Here is a 16,675-nt window from a genome sequence, read left to right on the forward strand (position 1 = left end):
CCTCCCGTTTCGTTTATCATGTGCCCGCTGTGCCGGTTCATGATGAACCCCCCATTTTTTATTAACGGCATACGAGACAGGACGATTAAACATGTCTAAGAAAATTTTCGACTTCGTAAAACCCGGCGTGATCACTGGTGATGACGTTCAGAAAGTGTTCGCCATCGCTAAAGAGAACGGCTTCGCTCTGCCAGCCGTAAACTGTGTTGGTACCGACTCCGTTAACGCCGTACTGGAAGCTGCCGCCAAGGTTAAAGCGCCGGTTATCGTTCAGTTCTCCAACGGTGGTGCCGTGTTCACCGCCGGTAAGGGTCTGAAGCTGGAAGGTCAGAAAGCTGCCATCCTGGGTGCCATCTCCGGTGCCAAGCACGTTCACGCTGTTGCCGAAGCTTACGGCGTGCCGGTAATCCTGCACACCGACCACGCTGCCAAGAAGCTGCTGCCGTGGATCGACGGTCTGCTGGAAGCGGGCGAGAAGCACTTTGCTGAAACCGGCAAGCCGCTGTTCTCCTCCCACATGCTGGATCTGTCCGAAGAGTCTCTGGAAGAGAACATCGACATCTGCTGCGAGTACCTGACCCGCATGGCCAAGATGAACATGACTCTGGAGCTGGAACTGGGTTGCACCGGTGGCGAAGAAGACGGCGTCGACAACAGCCACATGGATCAGTCCGCTCTGTACACCCAGCCGGAAGATGTTGCTTACGCTTACGAGCGTCTGTCCAAGATCAGCCCGCGTTTCACCATCGCTGCCTCCTTCGGTAACGTACACGGTGTATACAAGCCGGGTAACGTCAAGCTGACCCCGTCCATCCTGGACGCTTCCCAGAAGTACGTTTCCGAGAAGTTTGGCGTTCCAGCCAAGTCTCTGGACTTCGTATTCCACGGTGGTTCAGGTTCCACTCTGGAAGAGATCCGCGAGTCCATCTCCTACGGCGTAGTGAAGATGAACATCGACACCGACACCCAGTGGGCAACCTGGGAAGGTCTGCTGAACTTCTACAAGAAGAACGAAGCTTACCTGCAAGGCCAGCTGGGCAACCCGGAAGGCGCCGACAAGCCGAACAAGAAGTACTACGATCCGCGCGTATGGCTGCGTGAAGGTCAGACTTCCATGATCGCTCGTCTGGAGAAAGCATTCTCCGACCTGAACGCCATCGACGTACTGTAATTCGTTACAGCACCTTGATTGCATGAAAAGGCGCCCTTCGGGGCGCCTTTTGCATTTCTGTGATCCGCACCGGTTGGTGAGTGGAGGAGGAACTGGGTATTATCTAAACAACTTTGCTTATTTTATTAAACAATTTGCAACCAAGGCAGGATGCTGAGTATGCAGGCAGGAAAGCACAACGGATATCAGGAGCACGTCGCCTCCTACTACGCGGCCACCCGTAACGACTCGCAACAGTGGCCCGAGCTGGAGGGGGAGCACAAGGCTGACGTCTGCATCATCGGCGGCGGCTTTACCGGTCTCAATACCGCCATCAATCTGGCTGATGCCGGTTACAAGGTCGCCTTGCTGGAGGCCAACCGTATCGGCTGGGGCGCCTCCGGGCGCAACGGCGGCCAGCTTATTCGCGGTATCGGTCACGATACCAGCCAGTTCGCCCGCTGGATTGGTGAGGAAGGGGTGCGCGAACTCGACCTGATGGGGCTGGAGGCGGTGCAGCTGGTGCGCGAGCGGGTTGAGCGTTTCAATATCGACTGCGACCTCACCTGGGGTTACTGCGATCTGGCCACCCGTCAGCGCCATCTGGCCGGCTTCGAGGAAGATCTCGACCATCTGGCGAGCCTCGGCTATGAGCACGAACTCAAGCTGGTACCGCGGGAAGATATCCATAGCGTGGTGGGATCGGATCGCTACATCGGCGGCCTTATCGACATGGGCTCCGGCCACCTGCATCCCCTCAATCTGGCGCTCGGCGAGGCGCGCGCCGCCGCCAGCCTCGGGGTCTCCCTGTTTGAACACTCCAGAGTGACCCATATCGATTACGGCAAGCAGGTCGAGGTGACCACGGCTCATGGGCGGGTCACCGCCGACTATCTGGTGATCGGCTGCAACGCCTATCTCAACGACCTCAATCCGGAGCTGGGGGGGCGGGTGCTGCCGGCCGGTTCCTACATCCTCGCCACCGAAGTGCTGGATCGCCGTTTGCGCCAGCGATTGCTGCCGCAAAACATGGCGGTGTGCGATCAGAATGTGGCGCTCGACTATTACCGCCTCTCCGCCGACGGCCGCCTGCTGTTTGGCGGCGCCTGCAACTACTCCGGCCGGGATCCTCGCGATATCAAGGCCTTTATGTTGCCCAAGATGCTGCGGGTCTTCCCCGAGCTCGCTGGCACTGCCATCGAGTTTCAGTGGGGAGGCATGATCGGGATCGGCGCCAACCGGCTGCCGCAGATTGGCCGTCTCAAGGAACACCCCAACGTGCTCTACGCCCAGGCCTATTCGGGTCACGGCCTCAATGCCACCCATATGGCGGGCAAGCTGGTGGCCGAGGCGATCCGCGGCGAGAGCCGGGGCTTCGATCTCTTTGCCAGCGTGCCCCATATCACCTTCCCCGGCGGCCCGGCGCTGCGCTCCCCGCTGCTGGCACTGGGAATGTTGTGGCACCGGATGAAGGATATCTTCTGACTCCGATTATCAGCCTGCGTAGTGATGGTTGAACGAGGCACTCTTGCCAGCCCCTTGTTTATAGCGGGTTGGCACAATTATCCCGCCTGATAGACCAAAAGATGCATTCGCGCCAATCCCTGCTGGTTGGCGCTATCTTTTAGGTGTGAGCGTGAGGCCGGGCCAGGCGAACAAGAGCGGGTTCGCTGGCCGAAAAAGATGTGAAGGAGGGCCAAGATGGAGATAAATGTGGTCGCGTCAGGCGGGCTCCCCCCGCTGGCGCAACGGCAGGGATCTCCCGCTGCGCAGGCACAGGAGCGGGCTGTGACCTTACCATCAACGGGCAGTGACAGCCGTATGGTACGCGATCTTGGCGCCGTGCTGGATGAGCTCGGGCTGTCGCCGCAAGGGGAGGATAGCAGCGGGAGCCGCATCTCAATCAGAGATTCGCTGGAAGCGTTCATCAACACCATGATGGGCGCCCTGCAACAGCAGCAGGAACAACAGTTGGCATTGCAGCAACAACAGCGGCAAGAGCAGGAACAGCGCAAACTCGCCATCGCCGACAGCAGCGAAAATCCGCTCAAGCGGGATCTGGAGCGCCTGCTGGAGACGCTGGATCAACAGGGCGGGCAGGGAAAAGAGAGCGAACCAGGAGCCGAGATCGAAGCGGTGAACCCCTTGCAGAGCCAGCTGACCAAGCTGCTGGAGAGCAGCGGTGCGGCAGAGAGCGGGGTCACCCTCAAGGAGGTACTGTCAGGGTTGGCCAGCAAGCTGCCGAACGAACCTGCCGAGCGAAAAGGGTATCGGGTCGATACCCAGGTTTGAGCTGGTTGGCAACGGCAGCCCCGCCGTTGCAGAGACATGAGGGGCTTGTTGCCTTTTATTGCGCTGGTTCCGCCAGCCGCCAGCCCTGTTCGCTCTTCATCATCCACACCTCTGCCTCTTGCGGCAGCACCTGGCCCGCCTCGAACTCGCCATATTTACGCTCGAGCTCCATCAGACCCATCTCCTGCTGGAAGGGGCCAACCCGGTCGTAGACCAGATCCTCGTCGTGCAATACCTGCAACTGATCGAGCCCCTGCTTGAAGTGGAGCTGGTAACTCACCTTGACCAGATAGACCCCCTCCATCCGCTCCTCCTTGCCGAGGATGGTGAAGTCGCTGATATCGAACAGGTTGGCGTCTGTCTCGGCCAGCAGCTTGGCGGTAACTTGGCTCCGGATATCCTCTTCACCGGGCCCTGCACTGCAGCCATAAAGCCAGAGGGCTAGCAGGGGGATGAACCACTTTTTCATCAAAACTCCGGACGGGCGAGACAATCGAAGGGCAAATTCTGCCATGCTGCCGGCCATATACAAGGGATTGCCAGAAAAATCAGTGCGTAACGTATGAGGCGGCCCCTGCCTGTCGACAGGGGGGCCGTTGGTCAGCGTAGCTGATCAAGTTTGCCCAGAAACTCGGCAGGCCCCATAAAACCGGTGACCCGCAGGCCTGTCAGCTCCTTGCCCTCGCGGTCGAAGAAGATGAGGGTCGGCAGCCCCAGCACATTGAGGCCGTTGAGCAGCTCGATATCGGCATCGTCGTTGGCGGTAACATCCGCCTGCAGCAGCACCATCTGGCCGAAGCGCTCCCTCACCGTGGGATCGCTGAAGGTCTTGTGCTCGAATTCCTTGCAGGCGACGCACCAGTCGGCGTAGAGGTCGAGCAGCACCGGCTTGCCGCGAGCGGCGGCCAGCTGCACCTTGAGATCATCCAGCGTCTTGATGCGGATAAACTGAGGTGCCGTTTGACTGGCATCCGCCGTGATGGCAGCAGGGGGGGCCGGTTGCAGCAGATCCTTGCCCACTACCACGGCGCTGATCATCGCCAGCAACAGCACGAAGCCGCGCACGCTTTTGGCCACCGAGTGGGGCTGGTGCTGGTTGTGGTGATAGAGATAACCGCACAGCAGCAGCCCCCAGCCGAGCCAGGCTAGAGTGGCAATCTGGTCGCTCCAGAGCCGTGACAGCAGCAGGATCGGCACTGCCAGCAGGGCGAAGCCAAACAGCTGCTTGATCACATCCATCCAGGCGCCCGCCTTGGGCAGCAGCTTGCCGCCCGAGGTGCCGAGCAGCAGCAGCGGCAGACCCATCCCCAGTGACAGCGCATAGAGCGCCGCCCCGCCGAGCCAGAGATCGCCGCTCTGGGCCACGTAGATCAGTGCCCCCGAGAGCGGCGCCGTGGTGCAGGGTGAGCAGACCAGCCCGGAGATCATTCCCATGATAGCGACCCCGACCACAGAGCCGCCCTGCTGGCGGTTGGAGAGACTGGAGAGCCGAGTTTGCAAACTGCTCGGCAGTTGCAGGGTATAGAGTCCGAACATGGAGAGGGCCAGCAGCACGAACATCACCGAGAGGCCGATCAGCACATAGGGGTGTTGCAGCGCCGCTTGGAATTTAAGACCTGCCGAGGCCACTACCAGCCCCAGCAGGGTGTAGGTGACCGCCATCCCCTGCACATAGACAAAGGAGAGCAGGAAGGCGCGACCGGTGGAGAGGCGATGGCCGGCACCGGCGATGATGCCGGTCAGGATTGGGTACATGGGGAAGACGCAGGGGGTGAAGGCGAGCCCCAGCCCCAGCGCGAAGAAGGCGACGATGCTGAGCCAGAAACCCTGATTGCCGAGGGCTGCGGCGAGCTGATCCTGCTGGCTAACCGGTGCGACGCTTTGTGCCGTTTCAGCTGCGGATGCGGTGGTTGCCGTGACCAGCGGGGCCACATCGATCAGCTTGTCGGTCGGCGGGTAGCAGAGGCCGTCGGTGCAGCCCTGATAGCGCACCCGCAGGGTGGCGCCGTCGCCCACCTCTTTGAGCGGCACCGCAATGCTCACCTGCTGGTAGTAGACCCGGGTCTTGCCGAAGAAGTCATCCTCGTGCTCGGTGCCTTCCGGCAGGGTCGGCTCGCTGAAGGTGAGGTTGTTCCCCTTGAAGCGCAGGCTATGGCGATAGAGGTAGTAGTCGTCGGCGATGTGGAGGGTTAGCAGCAGCTGATCGCCACGCTGTTCGCTCTCGATCTGAAAGGCCTCATCGACCTGCAAAAATTTGGGTTTGGCATTGGCCTCAATGCCCAGCGAGCTGAGCAGATCGGTGCCGCTGGCGTGGGCAGGGGCGCTGCCCGCCGCTGTCGTCAACAGGGCACAGAGCAGCAACAGGGGAGAGAGCAAGCGGGTGAACGTCATGCGCTCTCCCCATTGAGCCAGTCGAGATAGGCAGGTAGTCCGGCACTCACCGGCAGGGCCAGCAGCTCGGGCACCTCATAGGGGTGATTGGCTTGAATACATGCCTGCAGCTCGGCAAAGCGCGACTGACGGGATTTGATGATGAGCTGGATCTCGGCGGTGCGCTCCACCTTGCCTTGCCAGCGATAGACGGAGGTCATGCTCGGCAGTTGATTGATGCAGGCGGCCAGCCGCTGGTTCAGCAGCTGCTCGCAGAGAAGGTCGGCACTGGTTTGATCTGGGCAGGTGCAGAGCACCACAATGGCGTCGGTCATAAAGCGGATCTTCACCTCGTTGGGGTAAACCGGGCAGGCGCCCTTGCCGTCTCATCCCTGTCTGCGGATGAAGGTGAAAAAAGCGCCCGAAAATCAGCGGCTACTATACCCCAGAGGCGCTTCAAATAGCATCTGTAGCCATTTGTGAGCCAGCGCCAAAAATTTGTGGGGGGCATGAGATAGACGCTGTCATGGGGACAGGGCAGAATGAGCGGGCTTGTTCCCAATTGACGTAAGGAAATGTATGACCCAACAGAATGAGCAGCAGAGAAACCGCATGTTGAGCCTGCTGCGCGAAGGTGAGCGCCGCATGTTGGTTCAATTGGCCGGGCTGCTGCGCACGACCGCCGATGAAATCAATGCCGAGCTGGAGAAAGAGGAGCTGATGGCCACCCTGGAGCAGCCCATCACGGTGGAGTATCTCAACGGCGTGGTGCAGCACCATCTGTTCGAGCGCAAACACAAGGGAGATATGGCGGTTGCCCAGCAGATCCTGAGCGATTATCAGAGCGAGCTGGAAGCGCTGCAGACCGCTCAGGCCCAGCCTGAAGAGGCTGCTGCGGCCGACGAGAGCGGCGAAGAGCTCAAGGCCCAGGCTTGAGCGACGGGCAGGCCTGAATCCTTACCTCTGAATCAGCCGGCCTGCCAGCGCTGATCCCTGTTGCGGCCCCATCATGTCTGCCATGGTGGGGCCGTGTCGTTTCTTCTGTTGCCTTCCCTCGTTGACCTTCACTTCTCGGTTTCAATCCAACTGATTCGTGCCTTAGCGCGCCTCTTGTGGCATGCCGTGCGGCACTTCGCCGGGGATGGGGAACACCTTGTCATAACCCCAGTTGTAGACGAAGGCATAGATCAGATAGAAGACGACGAAGCCCAGATCCAGCACCAGCGCCTCCAGCAGGCTGACGCTCAGCCACCAGGACATGACCGGCAGCGCGACGATCAGCAGACCGCCCTCAAAGCCGAAGGTATGCAGAACCCGTTGCCACAGGGTTTTGTGGGTATGGCCCTGATATTTGAGCAGCAGCTTGTCGACCCCGATGTTGTAGATGTAGTTCCAGACCGTGGCCAGCACCGAGAAGAACAGTGCCAGCGGGCCCATATGGTTGAGCCCGACCCCGGTAACCCAGCTGGCCAGCGGGGCGGCAATCAGCAGGCCAATGAATTCAAAGCCAATGGCATGGCGCAGGCGATCGTTACGGGTACGCATAAGTCACTCTCTCAATCAGATTTATTCACGGATTGCTGGTTAATCTATAGATCTTTAGCGATAGATTCATGTTGGTATCCATCGCTAAAATAGATGGATGAGAGAGCTTGCCGGAGGGCCATAAGATGACGCCATCACTGGAACAACTGAGGATCTTGCTGGCGGCCGCCGAAACCGGCTCGTTTTCCGCTGCCGCCCGCAAGCTGGGCAAGGCGCAGTCGGTAGTGAGCAGCGCTATCGCCAATCTGGAGATCGATCTGGCGCTCACCCTGTTTGACCGCAGCGGCCGCTATCCGCAGCTGACGGAGGCGGGGGCCCGCATGGTGCAGGAGGCGGGGATCCTGCTGGCGCAGAGTGAACGATTGCAATCTATTGCCGGGGAGCTGGCGGCCGGGGTGGAGACGCGGCTCACTCTGGCCATCGATGATGACTCCCACCTCCCCTGGCTCGGCACCCTGCTGGAGGCGTTCGCCACTCGTTACCCGACCGTGGAGCTGGAGCTGCTCTTCCCGCTGATGGAGGATGTGACCGAGATGCTGGTGACCGGCCGGGCCCAGCTCGGCATCAGTTATCAGAAGGTGCACCCCCAGAGAGAGATTGTCGCCCATTCGCTGGGGGAGGTGACCATGCCGCTGGTGGTGTCACCGGATCATCCGCTGGCCCGCAAGCAGCCGCTGCGGGAGGTCGATCTGCAGGGGGCACGCCAGCTGATGGTCACCGGCCGACGGGAAGGGAGCGAGCGCCAGCGTTTTCGCATCTCGGCTCAGGTGTGGTGGGTCGAGGGGGATCTCGGGGTGCTGGAGCTGGTCAAGCGGGGTCTTGGCTGGTCCGCGATTCCGGAATTTCTGCTGCATCAACCGCTGAAGCGGGGCGAAGTGGTGGTGCTAGAGCCCGATTTTATCGCCAGCCATGCGTTGGCGCTGGAGCTGCAGTGGCATCGCGCCCGCCCACTTGGGCAGGCGGGGCGCTGGTTGAAGGAGGCCCTGCTGGCGCGGGTGCCTCGCTAGCCGACCTTACTCGGTCAGATCGTAGGGGAGGGGTTGCAGGGTGAGCTGGGAGCTCTCCTCCTGCTTGAGGCGGAATTGGGCGTCAGCCTCGGTATCCTTCGGCAGTACGGCGGTGAGCCACACCTGACCCTGATGTTGCCAGGCGTTGAGCACCATACCGCTGCGACGCCAGTTGTCACCGAGCTGGATCTCCAGGGTATCACCCGCATTGACCGGCTCGCCGGCAGTGCCCGCCAGCAGGAACAGGGCGCGGTTGTTGGCGCCGCGATACTTGGCGCGGGCCACCGTCTCTTGCCCCATGTAGCAGCCCTTGTTGAAGCTGATGCCGTCCAGTGCCTGCAGGTTGAGCATCTGCGGGATGAACTCCCCCTGATGCACCGCTTCCATGTGTGGCAGGCCCGCCTTGATCTCGAGCCCCCACCAGAGTGACTCGTCACCTTGCGGCAGGGCGTCGGCTTGCTGATTGCTCACCAGCAGCCAGCGATCCTGTTCAATCTTCACCGCCATGCCGCCGTCGATAAGACCGCTCTGCAGAAGGCCAAACTGCTCGGCGATCCACTCATCGCTGCCCGTACCGGCGATCCCGGTAGCGTGACGCTCATCGGCGGCGATCTCGACCTTGGAGAAAACGGCAAATTTCTTCAGCTCCGGCAGCTGACGTTCCAACACTGAAGGGCTGGTCAGCAGCAGCAGGCTGTCGTCGAGGCAGAGCAGGCGGAAATTGCTCCACAGCTTGCCCTTGGGATCACAGTGGCCACCCGGGGTCTGTTGCCCCGGTTGCAGGGCGTTGACATCACAGGTGACCTGACCTTGCAGATATTTGACGCGATCCTGGCCGCTGATACGGGTGATGGCCAGCTTGGTCAGGGAGAAGCGGGTCGGCTCGGCAGGAAAAACAGGTGGTTGCAGGCTCACGATGGTATTCCAGAGAGAAAGTATGTGACCTGCATGGTAAAGACGTAACTAATGTTTGTCAGCCGGAAAATCCAGCTGGTACCATCCTCGGGTCTTTGTAAGGAGAGTTCCATGTTGAGCCCAGTTGAAAAATCCCGTCTGAAATGGGCCTGCCGCCGTGGCATGCTCGAGCTGGATGTTGTTTTTATGCCCTTTTTCGAACACGAGTTCGACTCCCTGAGCGAAGCCGATCAGCAGACCTTTATCCGCCTGCTGGAGAGCGATGATCCGGACTTGTTCCGTTGGACCATGGGTCATGCCATCCCGAGTGATCCAGCTTTCGCCACGATGATCAAGATGATCCTGGAGCGTAATCAGGCTCGTCACGATCGCCAGGGGTAATACCGTGGAGCGGGTGATCATGACGGTTCACCCCTCCCGCCATCAGCGATATCTGTTGGTGGCCCTCTTTCTGTTGTTGCTCTGGCCGGTGGCTGGCCTGATTACCGGTTGGCAGTGGGCCCTGTTGCTGCCCATCTGGCTGGTGGCGCTTTGGCTGAGCTGGCGGGTGCTCGCCGCGCCCCCGTTCGAGCTTGTCTGGGATGGTCAGTGGCTACAGTGGCAAGGTTGCCGCTATCAGCTCGGCAAGAAAAGCCGCATTTTGCCCGGCGTGCTCAGGCTGGCGCTTTGTCCCGAGCCGGAAGGCTCTGAATCGGCGTCGCCACGGCAACTGTGGCTCTTCTCCGACGCCCTTCCCCCCGAACATTACCGCCTGCTGGCGCGAGCCATCAACTTTCTGCCATCTCGGCGCTGACGCCTGCTTTCCGTGATGACCATGCGCTGATTTAGCGCGATAAGCTGTTGCCATGTGGCTGAAAAGCGGTTGAAAACAAGTGACCCCGCCGGGGCGGGGTCACTGATTGCTGCAATGCTTGGCGGGAAGGGGATTAATCCCGCTCCGGGGTCAGTACGGTTGGCTTGGAGTCCGGCAGCATATCCGGATGATCCAGGTTGTAGTGCAGGCCGCGAGACTCTTTGCGCTGCAGGGCGCAGTTGACGATAAGCTCGGCCACCTGCAGCAGGTTGCGCAGCTCCAGCAGGTTGTTGGAGACGCGGAAGTTGGCGTAGTACTCCTGCACCTCCTGCTTGAGCAGGTCGATGCGGCGCTTGGCGCGGGCCAGGCGTTTGTTGGTACGCACTATCCCCACGTAGTCCCACATCATCAACCGCAGCTCGTGCCAGTTGTGCTGGATCACCACCAGTTCGTCGGAATCTTCCACCTTGCTCTCGTCCCACACCGGCAGGCGCGGCGGCTCCACACTCATCGGCAGCTTGGCCAGAATGTCGGCCCCCGCCTGATGGGCATAGACCACGCATTCCAGCAGGGAGTTGGAGGCCATGCGGTTGGCACCGTGCAGCCCGGTGTAGGTCACTTCACCGATGGCGTAGAGGCCGGGAATATCGGTCTGGCCGTTGCTGTCGATCATCACTCCGCCACAGGTGTAGTGGGCGGCTGGGACGATGGGCATCGGTTCCTTGGTGATGTCGATACCGACCGCAAGGCAGCGCTCATAAATGGTCGGGAAGTGCTTGATGATGAAATCGGCCGGTTTGTGGCTGATATCCAGATACATGCAATCCGCCCCGAGCCGCTTCATCTCGTGGTCGATGGCGCGAGCGACGATATCGCGTGGCGCCAGTTCGGCCCGCTCGTCAAACTCCGGCATAAAGCGGCTGCCGTCCGGGCGGCGCAGATAGGCCCCCTCGCCACGCAGTGCTTCGGTCAGCAGGAAGTTGGGATCATCCGGGTGGAACAGGCTGGTGGGGTGGAACTGGTTGAACTCCAGGTTCGCCACCCGGCAGCCGGCCCGCCACGCCATGGCGATGCCATCGCCAGAGCTCACATCGGGGTTGGAGGTGTACTGGTAGACCTTGGAAGCACCGCCGGTGGCCAGTGCCACGAAGCGGGCGCGGATCACCTCGACCTGCTCGGCGTTGCGGTTCCAGACGTAGGCGCCCAGCACCTTGTTGCCCGGCAGGCCGAGCTTGCGGGTGGTGATGAGGTCGACTGCGTTGAAGCGCTCCATCAGCTGGATGTTGGGGTGAGCGCGCACCTGATCGATCAAGGTGAGCTGTACCGCCTTGCCGGTGGCATCCGCCGCGTGGAAGATGCGGCGATGGCTGTGGCCCCCTTCCCGGGTGAGGTGGTATTGGGACTCGCCCTCGGCATTCTCCTCCTGATCGAAGGGGACCCCCTGCTGAATGAGCCACTGGATGGACTCGCGGGCGTGGCGGGCGGTGAACTCGACCACGGCCGGGTCACACAACCCTGCCCCGGCGTTGAGTGTGTCGCTCACGTGGGATTCGATGCTGTCGGTTTCGTCGAAAACGGCAGCGATGCCTCCTTGCGCATAGAAAGTGGCCCCTTCACTGATGGGCCCCTTGCTCAGAACCAGGACTTTGGCGTGGTCTGCCAATCGCAACGCGAGGGACAAACCAGCGGCACCGCTGCCAATGATCAGTACATCGCAAAGGTATTCAACACTTGCTTTCATAAGTATCATTGGCCTGGATTAAGAACTGGCACCATGGTAGCCCAAGCGAGGGCGAGGATGCAGCCTGCATCACATTTTTTTCAATTGAAGCGAACTTTCTCTGATTCTCCCTGTCTGAACTTGTGCGCTTAGGAAGGGCCGGAAAAGAAGAACGATAACCTGATGGGGGTTTTACGGCTCTGATGAGCGACCAGAATCTACTGGACGAACAACTGGTTGAACGGGTCCAGCGCGGCGATAAAGCAGCTTTCAACCTGTTGGTAAAAAAATACCAGCAAAAGGTGGTCAACTTGGTTGCCAGGTATGTCAACAATCCCGGCGATGTGCCCGATGTGGCACAAGAGGCCTTCATAAAAGCCTACCGGGCATTGCCGACATTCCGTGGCGAGAGTGCTTTTTACACTTGGTTGTACCGAATTGCCGTGAACACGGCGAAGAATTATCTGACCTCCCAGGGGCGCAGGCCGCCCAGCAGTGATGTGGAGGCTGACGAAGCGGAGTCTTATGGCGGTGGTGAAGCCTTGCAAGAGGTCTCAACCCCCGAAAACCTGGCGCTGACTGACGAGATCAAACGCACCGTGTTTTCAGCCATAGAGGCATTGCCGGAAGACCTGAGGACAGCGATCACCCTTCGCGAACTGGAAGGGCTGAGCTATGAAGAGATTGCCGAAATCATGGATTGCCCTGTGGGTACGGTCAGATCCCGTATCTTCCGGGCGAGGGAAGCAATCGATAAAAAGCTGCAACCTCTGATCGAGAATTAACTGGGGAAAGACGGGTTAACTTATGGCAAATAAAGAGCAAATCTCTGCCCTGATGGATGGTGACCTGAGTGACGCAGAGGTACTGAACGAGCTGGAGATGGACTCCGACTTGCAAGCTACCTGGGGTCGTTACCACCTGATCGGCGATGCCATGCGGGGTGACCTGCCGGTCAATCTGCAACTGGATCTCAGTGACAGCATCATGGCTGCGCTGGAAGATGAGCCCACCATACTGGCACCCAAGCCGGTTGAGACTGCGTCGGTGGTACAACCGGTCGTTGCACCGATCAAGACAGATTCCAACAATGTGGTGCCCCTGTTTCGTCGGGTCGGCCAGCAGCTGGGACAATATGCCATCGCAGCCTCTGTGGCCGCGGCCGTGATTTTCGGGGTGCAACAGTACCAGGGGCAGGACGGCGTACCGAACAACCCTGTGCTCAATACCATACCTATCGGTGGCAGTGCGGCGCCTGTGAGTGTTCACTATCCGCAACAGGATGGCGCCCGTGCCCGTCAGCAGGGGCTGACCGAACAGCAGATGCAGGAGCAGCGGGAGCGGATCAACGCCTTCCTGCGTGACCACCAGTTGCAGCAGCGCCTGTTGCAAGACAGACAGCTCCAACAATAACGAATTGTCAGGGATACAAACGTGCGCCAGTCCAGCCGTATTTTGCTGGCCTCTCTCCTGCTAATTAGTGCCAAGGCCTCGGCCGACGATAAGTCGGCCGAGGCCTTGTTGCAGCAGATGCAGAGTGCCGTGCAGCAACAGAATTTCGAGTTGTCCATGGTTAAGGCCCGTCAGGGGCGTCTTGAACCGATCCGGATCAGCCATGCCGTCATCAACGGCAAGGAAGTGGCCCACCTCAGTTACCTTGACGGCAAGGCGATCGAGTATCTCCAGCGCCAGAATGAATACACCTTTTTTGAAAACAGCCACGATCCCTACACCCTGAAGGATGCCCGCTTCCCCGGCATCTGGTCGACCCTGGTGAAGATGCCGCTGGCACAGGTACTGGAGAGCTATGACCCTGTGCTGGCCGGTCGCAGCCGGGTTGCCGGTGTGGTGGCGCAGGTGGTGAGGCTTGTGCCTAAAGAGGCCGACAAATATGGTTTCGTGCTCTGGATTGATGAGCAGAGCCACTTGCTGTTGCGGATCGACATGGTCGAGCGGGAAGGCAATCTGGTGGAGCAGGTACTTGGTGTCGAACTGGATCTGCAGAGCAAACCGGCCCCCTGGCTGGTGAAGCTGGCCAACAGCAAGCAGCCCCCGGCGCTGGCGCTGGAGGATGCCTATCCGGCGCCGCAACAGCAGTTGAACTGGCAGATCACCTGGTTGCCCGATGGCTTCAAGGTGCTGTCGCAAGACCGGCACCAGCTGGTGACCACCAGTATGCCGGTGGATTACATGATGCTCTCCGACGGGCTGGTGGATCTCTCGGTCTACGTCTCCCGGGTCGATCCCAAGCAGGCGGTGCGCCAGCAGCTGATCCGCCAGGGGGCGACCTCGCTGGTGAGCTATGTCAACGAGGTGGGGGTCGAGATCACCGTGGTCGGTGAGGTGCCTGCCGAGACCGCCAAGCGCATCGCCGAGTCGGTCCAGCCGCTGGCCCGCAACGAAGCGGTGCAGTAACGGGGGATGCGGGGTTGTTTCCCGCTTGCCGAGCGTGGCGAGTCGTGGTCAGATCCCCTGATTGTGTGAACCCGAGGTGTTGCCGTGAATGAGATGAGTGAAGAGCTGGCGACCGTGGTGGCCATTGAGGGTGACCATGCCTGGGTGGAGTGCGAGCGTCGCTCCGCCTGCAGTGGTTGTCAGCAGCAATCCAACTGTGGTACCGGCACCGTGGCCAAGGCGTTTCCCCTGAAAGCTCCCCGCTTGCGAGTCAGGCTGACCGCCGAGGTGCGGGTTGGCCAGCAAGTTAGGCTCGGTATCCCGCAAGAGAGTCTGCTGCGCGGGGCGGCGCTGGTCTATGTGCTGCCGCTTTTCTGTCTGTTGGCCGGCGCCTTGCTGGGGCAGCTCTGGCTGGCACCGCTGCTCTCGGGCGGGGAGGGAATTACCATTCTCTGCTGCCTGCTGGGGGGCGTGCTGGGCTTTTTACTGGTTCGTTACTTTTCCAACCGCCTGGATCAGGGGCGCTACGGCCCGCAGATGCTCGGCGTCGTGGTCCCTGTCCGCATCCTCCCCTGACTGAACAGGCGCTATTTCACTGGCGCTGGCGACTAAAGAATGGCCGTCAGCCGGGTTATCCAGTAAAATCGCGCCTCCATAACTGACCTTAACTAATTTTGAGTGACTCTTGCTCGATGAAACACATTCGTAACTTTTCGATTATTGCGCACATCGACCACGGTAAATCGACCCTGTCGGACCGTCTGATCCAGACTTGCGGTGGCTTGTCCGACCGCGAGATGCAGGCTCAGGTGCTTGACTCTATGGATCTGGAGCGCGAGCGCGGCATTACCATCAAAGCACAGAGTGTGACCCTGAACTACCAGGCACAAGACGGTAACACCTACCAGCTGAACTTTATCGACACCCCGGGCCACGTGGATTTCTCCTACGAGGTCTCCCGCTCTTTGGCGGCCTGTGAAGGGGCGCTGCTGGTGGTGGATGCCGGCCAGGGGGTTGAGGCACAGACTCTGGCCAACTGCTATACCGCCATGGAAATGGATCTGGAAGTGGTGCCGGTGCTGAACAAGATTGACCTGCCGGCCGCAGAACCTGAGCGGGTTGCCGAGGAGATCGAAGACATCGTCGGTATCGATGCGGTCGATGCGGTGCGCTGCTCCGCCAAGACCGGTCTGGGTGTTGACCTGGTGCTGGAAGAGATCGTCGCCAAGATCCCGGCACCGGAAGGTGACCCGGATGCCCCGCTGCAGGCGCTGATCATCGACTCCTGGTTCGACTCCTATCTGGGCGTTGTCTCTTTGGTGCGGATCAAGAACGGTTCTCTGAAGAAGAACGACAAGATCAAGGTGATGAGCACCGGTCAGGTGTGGGGGGTCGATCGTATCGGTATCTTCACGCCCAAGCAGGTGGATACCCAGGGGCTGGGTTGCGGCGAGGTAGGTTGGGTTGTCTGCGGCATCAAGGACATCCACGGCGCGCCGGTGGGCGATACCCTGACTCAGGCCAAGAACGGTGCCGACAAGGCGCTGGCCGGCTTCAAGAAGGTGAAGCCGCAGGTTTATGCGGGTCTGTTCCCTATCTCCAGCGATGACTACGAGTCGTTCCGTGACGCCCTCGACAAGCTCTCCCTGAACGATGCCTCCCTGTTCTTCGAACCGGAGAGCTCCACTGCGCTGGGCTTCGGCTTCCGTTGCGGCTTCCTCGGCATGCTGCACATGGAGATCATTCAGGAGCGTCTGGAGCGTGAATACGATCTGGATCTGATCACCACGGCGCCGACCGTAGTGTACGAGATCGAGCTGACCGACGGCTCCACCATTCATATCGACAGCCCGGCCCAGATGCCCGCCATCACCAGCATCAAGGAGATGCGCGAGCCGATCGCCGAGTGTCATATCCTGCTGCCGCAGGAGTACATGGGCAACGTGATCACCCTCTGTATCGAGAAGCGTGGCGTGCAGACCAACATGGTCTATCACGGCAAGCAGGTGGCACTGACCTACGAGATCCCGATGGCGGAAGTGGTGCTCGACTTCTTCGACCGTCTGAAATCCACCAGTCGTGGTTACGCCTCGCTGGACTATGGCTTCAAGCGTTTCGAAACCTCCGACATGGTCCGTCTGGATATCATGATCAACGGTGAGCGCGTCGATGCCCTGGCTATCATCACCCACAAGGACAACGCCCAGTATCGCGGTCGTCAGGTGGTGGAGAAGATGCGCGAGTTGATCCCGCGCCAGATGTTCGATATCGCCATTCAGGCGGCCATCGGTAACCAGATCATCGCTCGCAGTACCGTCAAGGCACTGCGTAAGGACGTAACCGCCAAGTGTTACGGTGGTGACGTGAGTCGTAAGAAGAAACTGCTGAACAAGCAGAAAGAAGGTAAGAAGCGGATGAAGTCCCTCGGCCGTGTCGACGTGCCGCAGGAAGCCTTCCTCGCGATTCTCCACGTCGGAAAGGATTAATAG

At 60.1% G+C, this 16,675-nt stretch carries 18 protein-coding genes; 12 read left to right on the forward strand and 6 right to left on the reverse strand.

All coding sequences use genetic code 11. The features are described from left to right. Positions 1-91 precede the first annotated feature (91 nt). The 3 genes from fbaA to G5195_RS17790 all read left to right on the forward strand — a co-directional run bounded on the left by fbaA (position 92) and on the right by G5195_RS17790 (position 3,442). Complete coding sequence (fbaA, locus tag G5195_RS17780) at positions 92-1,171, forward strand: class II fructose-bisphosphate aldolase (RefSeq protein WP_005340963.1); 1,080 nt, start codon at positions 92-94, stop codon at positions 1,169-1,171. A gap of 159 nt (positions 1,172-1,330) precedes the next feature. Beyond that, positions 1,331-2,635, forward strand: a complete 1,305-nt coding sequence (locus tag G5195_RS17785; protein ID WP_421223587.1) for an NAD(P)/FAD-dependent oxidoreductase — start codon at positions 1,331-1,333, stop codon at positions 2,633-2,635. A gap of 303 nt (positions 2,636-2,938) precedes the next feature. After that, positions 2,939-3,442, forward strand: coding sequence for a hypothetical protein (locus G5195_RS17790; protein WP_421223585.1), 504 nt, complete (start codon positions 2,939-2,941; stop codon positions 3,440-3,442). A 55-nt stretch (positions 3,443-3,497) separates the two neighbouring features. Here the strand turns inward: G5195_RS17790 and G5195_RS17795 are convergent, their stop codons facing one another. The 3 genes from G5195_RS17795 to cutA form a co-directional block, all read right to left on the reverse strand. Then, the gene (locus tag G5195_RS17795; RefSeq protein WP_139733337.1) at positions 3,498-3,911 is read right to left on the reverse strand and encodes a hypothetical protein; all 414 of its coding nucleotides are present in this window, start codon (positions 3,909-3,911) and stop codon (positions 3,498-3,500) included. 131 nt (positions 3,912-4,042) lie between these two features. Continuing rightward, positions 4,043-5,833, reverse strand: coding sequence for a protein-disulfide reductase DsbD (locus tag G5195_RS17800; RefSeq protein WP_421223583.1), 1,791 nt, complete (start codon positions 5,831-5,833; stop codon positions 4,043-4,045). Further along, on the reverse strand, positions 5,830-6,147 hold the full coding sequence (gene cutA, locus G5195_RS17805; RefSeq protein ID WP_421210090.1) for a divalent-cation tolerance protein CutA: 318 nt from the start codon (positions 6,145-6,147) through the stop codon (positions 5,830-5,832). The genes G5195_RS17800 and cutA overlap by 4 nt, the downstream gene beginning before the upstream one ends. A gap of 244 nt (positions 6,148-6,391) precedes the next feature. Between cutA and G5195_RS17810 the strand changes: the two genes are divergently transcribed. Next, positions 6,392-6,748, forward strand: a complete 357-nt coding sequence (locus G5195_RS17810; protein WP_167557017.1) for a hypothetical protein — start codon at positions 6,392-6,394, stop codon at positions 6,746-6,748. Positions 6,749-6,910: 162 nt separating this feature from the next. Here the strand turns inward: G5195_RS17810 and G5195_RS17815 are convergent, their stop codons facing one another. Continuing rightward, the gene (locus G5195_RS17815; RefSeq protein ID WP_216961077.1) at positions 6,911-7,357 is read right to left on the reverse strand and encodes a PACE efflux transporter; all 447 of its coding nucleotides are present in this window, start codon (positions 7,355-7,357) and stop codon (positions 6,911-6,913) included. Between the two features lie 125 nt (positions 7,358-7,482). On the opposite strand from G5195_RS17815, the gene G5195_RS17820 reads away from it, so the two are divergent. After that, a complete protein-coding gene (locus tag G5195_RS17820) occupies positions 7,483-8,364 on the forward strand; it encodes a LysR family transcriptional regulator (RefSeq protein ID WP_021229472.1) in 882 nt (293 codons plus the stop codon). A 6-nt stretch (positions 8,365-8,370) separates the two neighbouring features. On the opposite strand, the gene ygfZ is transcribed toward G5195_RS17820, so the two are convergent. Further along, positions 8,371-9,279 carry a tRNA-modifying protein YgfZ gene (gene ygfZ, locus G5195_RS17825; RefSeq protein WP_199765780.1) on the reverse strand — a complete coding sequence of 303 codons (909 nt, stop codon included), beginning with the start codon at positions 9,277-9,279 and terminating at the stop codon, positions 8,371-8,373. Between the two features lie 111 nt (positions 9,280-9,390). On the opposite strand from ygfZ, the gene G5195_RS17830 reads away from it, so the two are divergent. Both G5195_RS17830 and G5195_RS17835 read left to right on the forward strand, forming a co-directional pair. Beyond that, positions 9,391-9,660 (forward strand): succinate dehydrogenase assembly factor 2, encoded by a 270-nt coding sequence (locus G5195_RS17830; RefSeq protein ID WP_236348725.1) that lies wholly within the window; start codon positions 9,391-9,393, stop codon positions 9,658-9,660. Between the two features lie 19 nt (positions 9,661-9,679). Then, positions 9,680-10,072: a protein YgfX gene (locus G5195_RS17835; protein ID WP_421236354.1), complete on the forward strand. Its 393-nt coding sequence runs from the start codon at positions 9,680-9,682 to the stop codon at positions 10,070-10,072. 133 nt (positions 10,073-10,205) lie between these two features. Here the strand turns inward: G5195_RS17835 and nadB are convergent, their stop codons facing one another. Next, entirely contained in the window at positions 10,206-11,813 is a 1,608-nt protein-coding gene (gene nadB, locus G5195_RS17840; protein WP_421236355.1) for an L-aspartate oxidase, read from the reverse strand. Positions 11,814-11,995: 182 nt separating this feature from the next. Here nadB and rpoE point away from each other — a divergent pair, with 182 nt between their 5' ends. The 5 genes from rpoE to lepA all read left to right on the forward strand — a co-directional run bounded on the left by rpoE (position 11,996) and on the right by lepA (position 16,672). Continuing rightward, the gene (rpoE, locus tag G5195_RS17845; RefSeq protein ID WP_042062096.1) at positions 11,996-12,577 is read left to right on the forward strand and encodes an RNA polymerase sigma factor RpoE; all 582 of its coding nucleotides are present in this window, start codon (positions 11,996-11,998) and stop codon (positions 12,575-12,577) included. A gap of 22 nt (positions 12,578-12,599) precedes the next feature. After that, complete coding sequence (locus tag G5195_RS17850; RefSeq protein ID WP_421223577.1) at positions 12,600-13,205, forward strand: sigma-E factor negative regulatory protein; 606 nt, start codon at positions 12,600-12,602, stop codon at positions 13,203-13,205. A 21-nt stretch (positions 13,206-13,226) separates the two neighbouring features. Continuing rightward, the gene (locus G5195_RS17855) at positions 13,227-14,207 is read left to right on the forward strand and encodes a MucB/RseB C-terminal domain-containing protein (RefSeq protein WP_005335407.1); all 981 of its coding nucleotides are present in this window, start codon (positions 13,227-13,229) and stop codon (positions 14,205-14,207) included. A gap of 93 nt (positions 14,208-14,300) precedes the next feature. Then, positions 14,301-14,762, forward strand: coding sequence for a SoxR reducing system RseC family protein (locus G5195_RS17860; protein WP_040068038.1), 462 nt, complete (start codon positions 14,301-14,303; stop codon positions 14,760-14,762). Positions 14,763-14,878: 116 nt separating this feature from the next. Next, entirely contained in the window at positions 14,879-16,672 is a 1,794-nt protein-coding gene (gene lepA, locus G5195_RS17865) for a translation elongation factor 4 (protein WP_005335396.1), read from the forward strand. Positions 16,673-16,675 lie beyond the last annotated feature (3 nt).

Origin of the sequence: Aeromonas sp. 601039, assembly GCF_049174415.1 — a bacterium.
GTDB classification, from domain to species: domain Bacteria; phylum Pseudomonadota; class Gammaproteobacteria; order Enterobacterales; family Aeromonadaceae; genus Aeromonas; species Aeromonas veronii_A.

What these genes read in the sequence shown, in the direction of transcription:
- fbaA (WP_005340963.1), top strand. Translation starts at nt 92, where the DNA reads ATGTCTAAGAAAATTTTCGACTTCGTAAAACCCGGCGTGATCACTGGT.
- G5195_RS17785 (WP_421223587.1), top strand. Translation starts at nt 1,331, where the DNA reads ATGCAGGCAGGAAAGCACAACGGATATCAGGAGCACGTCGCCTCCTAC.
- G5195_RS17795 (WP_139733337.1), bottom strand. Translation starts at nt 3,911, where the DNA reads ATGAAAAAGTGGTTCATCCCCCTGCTAGCCCTCTGGCTTTATGGCTGC.
- G5195_RS17800 (WP_421223583.1), bottom strand. Translation starts at nt 5,833, where the DNA reads ATGACGTTCACCCGCTTGCTCTCTCCCCTGTTGCTGCTCTGTGCCCTG.
- cutA (WP_421210090.1), bottom strand. Translation starts at nt 6,147, where the DNA reads ATGACCGACGCCATTGTGGTGCTCTGCACCTGCCCAGATCAAACCAGT.
- G5195_RS17810 (WP_167557017.1), top strand. Translation starts at nt 6,392, where the DNA reads ATGACCCAACAGAATGAGCAGCAGAGAAACCGCATGTTGAGCCTGCTG.
- G5195_RS17815 (WP_216961077.1), bottom strand. Translation starts at nt 7,357, where the DNA reads ATGCGTACCCGTAACGATCGCCTGCGCCATGCCATTGGCTTTGAATTC.
- G5195_RS17820 (WP_021229472.1), top strand. Translation starts at nt 7,483, where the DNA reads ATGACGCCATCACTGGAACAACTGAGGATCTTGCTGGCGGCCGCCGAA.
- G5195_RS17830 (WP_236348725.1), top strand. Translation starts at nt 9,391, where the DNA reads ATGTTGAGCCCAGTTGAAAAATCCCGTCTGAAATGGGCCTGCCGCCGT.
- G5195_RS17835 (WP_421236354.1), top strand. Translation starts at nt 9,680, where the DNA reads ATGACGGTTCACCCCTCCCGCCATCAGCGATATCTGTTGGTGGCCCTC.
- nadB (WP_421236355.1), bottom strand. Translation starts at nt 11,813, where the DNA reads ATGAAAGCAAGTGTTGAATACCTTTGCGATGTACTGATCATTGGCAGC.
- rpoE (WP_042062096.1), top strand. Translation starts at nt 11,996, where the DNA reads ATGAGCGACCAGAATCTACTGGACGAACAACTGGTTGAACGGGTCCAG.
- G5195_RS17850 (WP_421223577.1), top strand. Translation starts at nt 12,600, where the DNA reads ATGGCAAATAAAGAGCAAATCTCTGCCCTGATGGATGGTGACCTGAGT.
- G5195_RS17860 (WP_040068038.1), top strand. Translation starts at nt 14,301, where the DNA reads ATGAGTGAAGAGCTGGCGACCGTGGTGGCCATTGAGGGTGACCATGCC.
- lepA (WP_005335396.1), top strand. Translation starts at nt 14,879, where the DNA reads ATGAAACACATTCGTAACTTTTCGATTATTGCGCACATCGACCACGGT.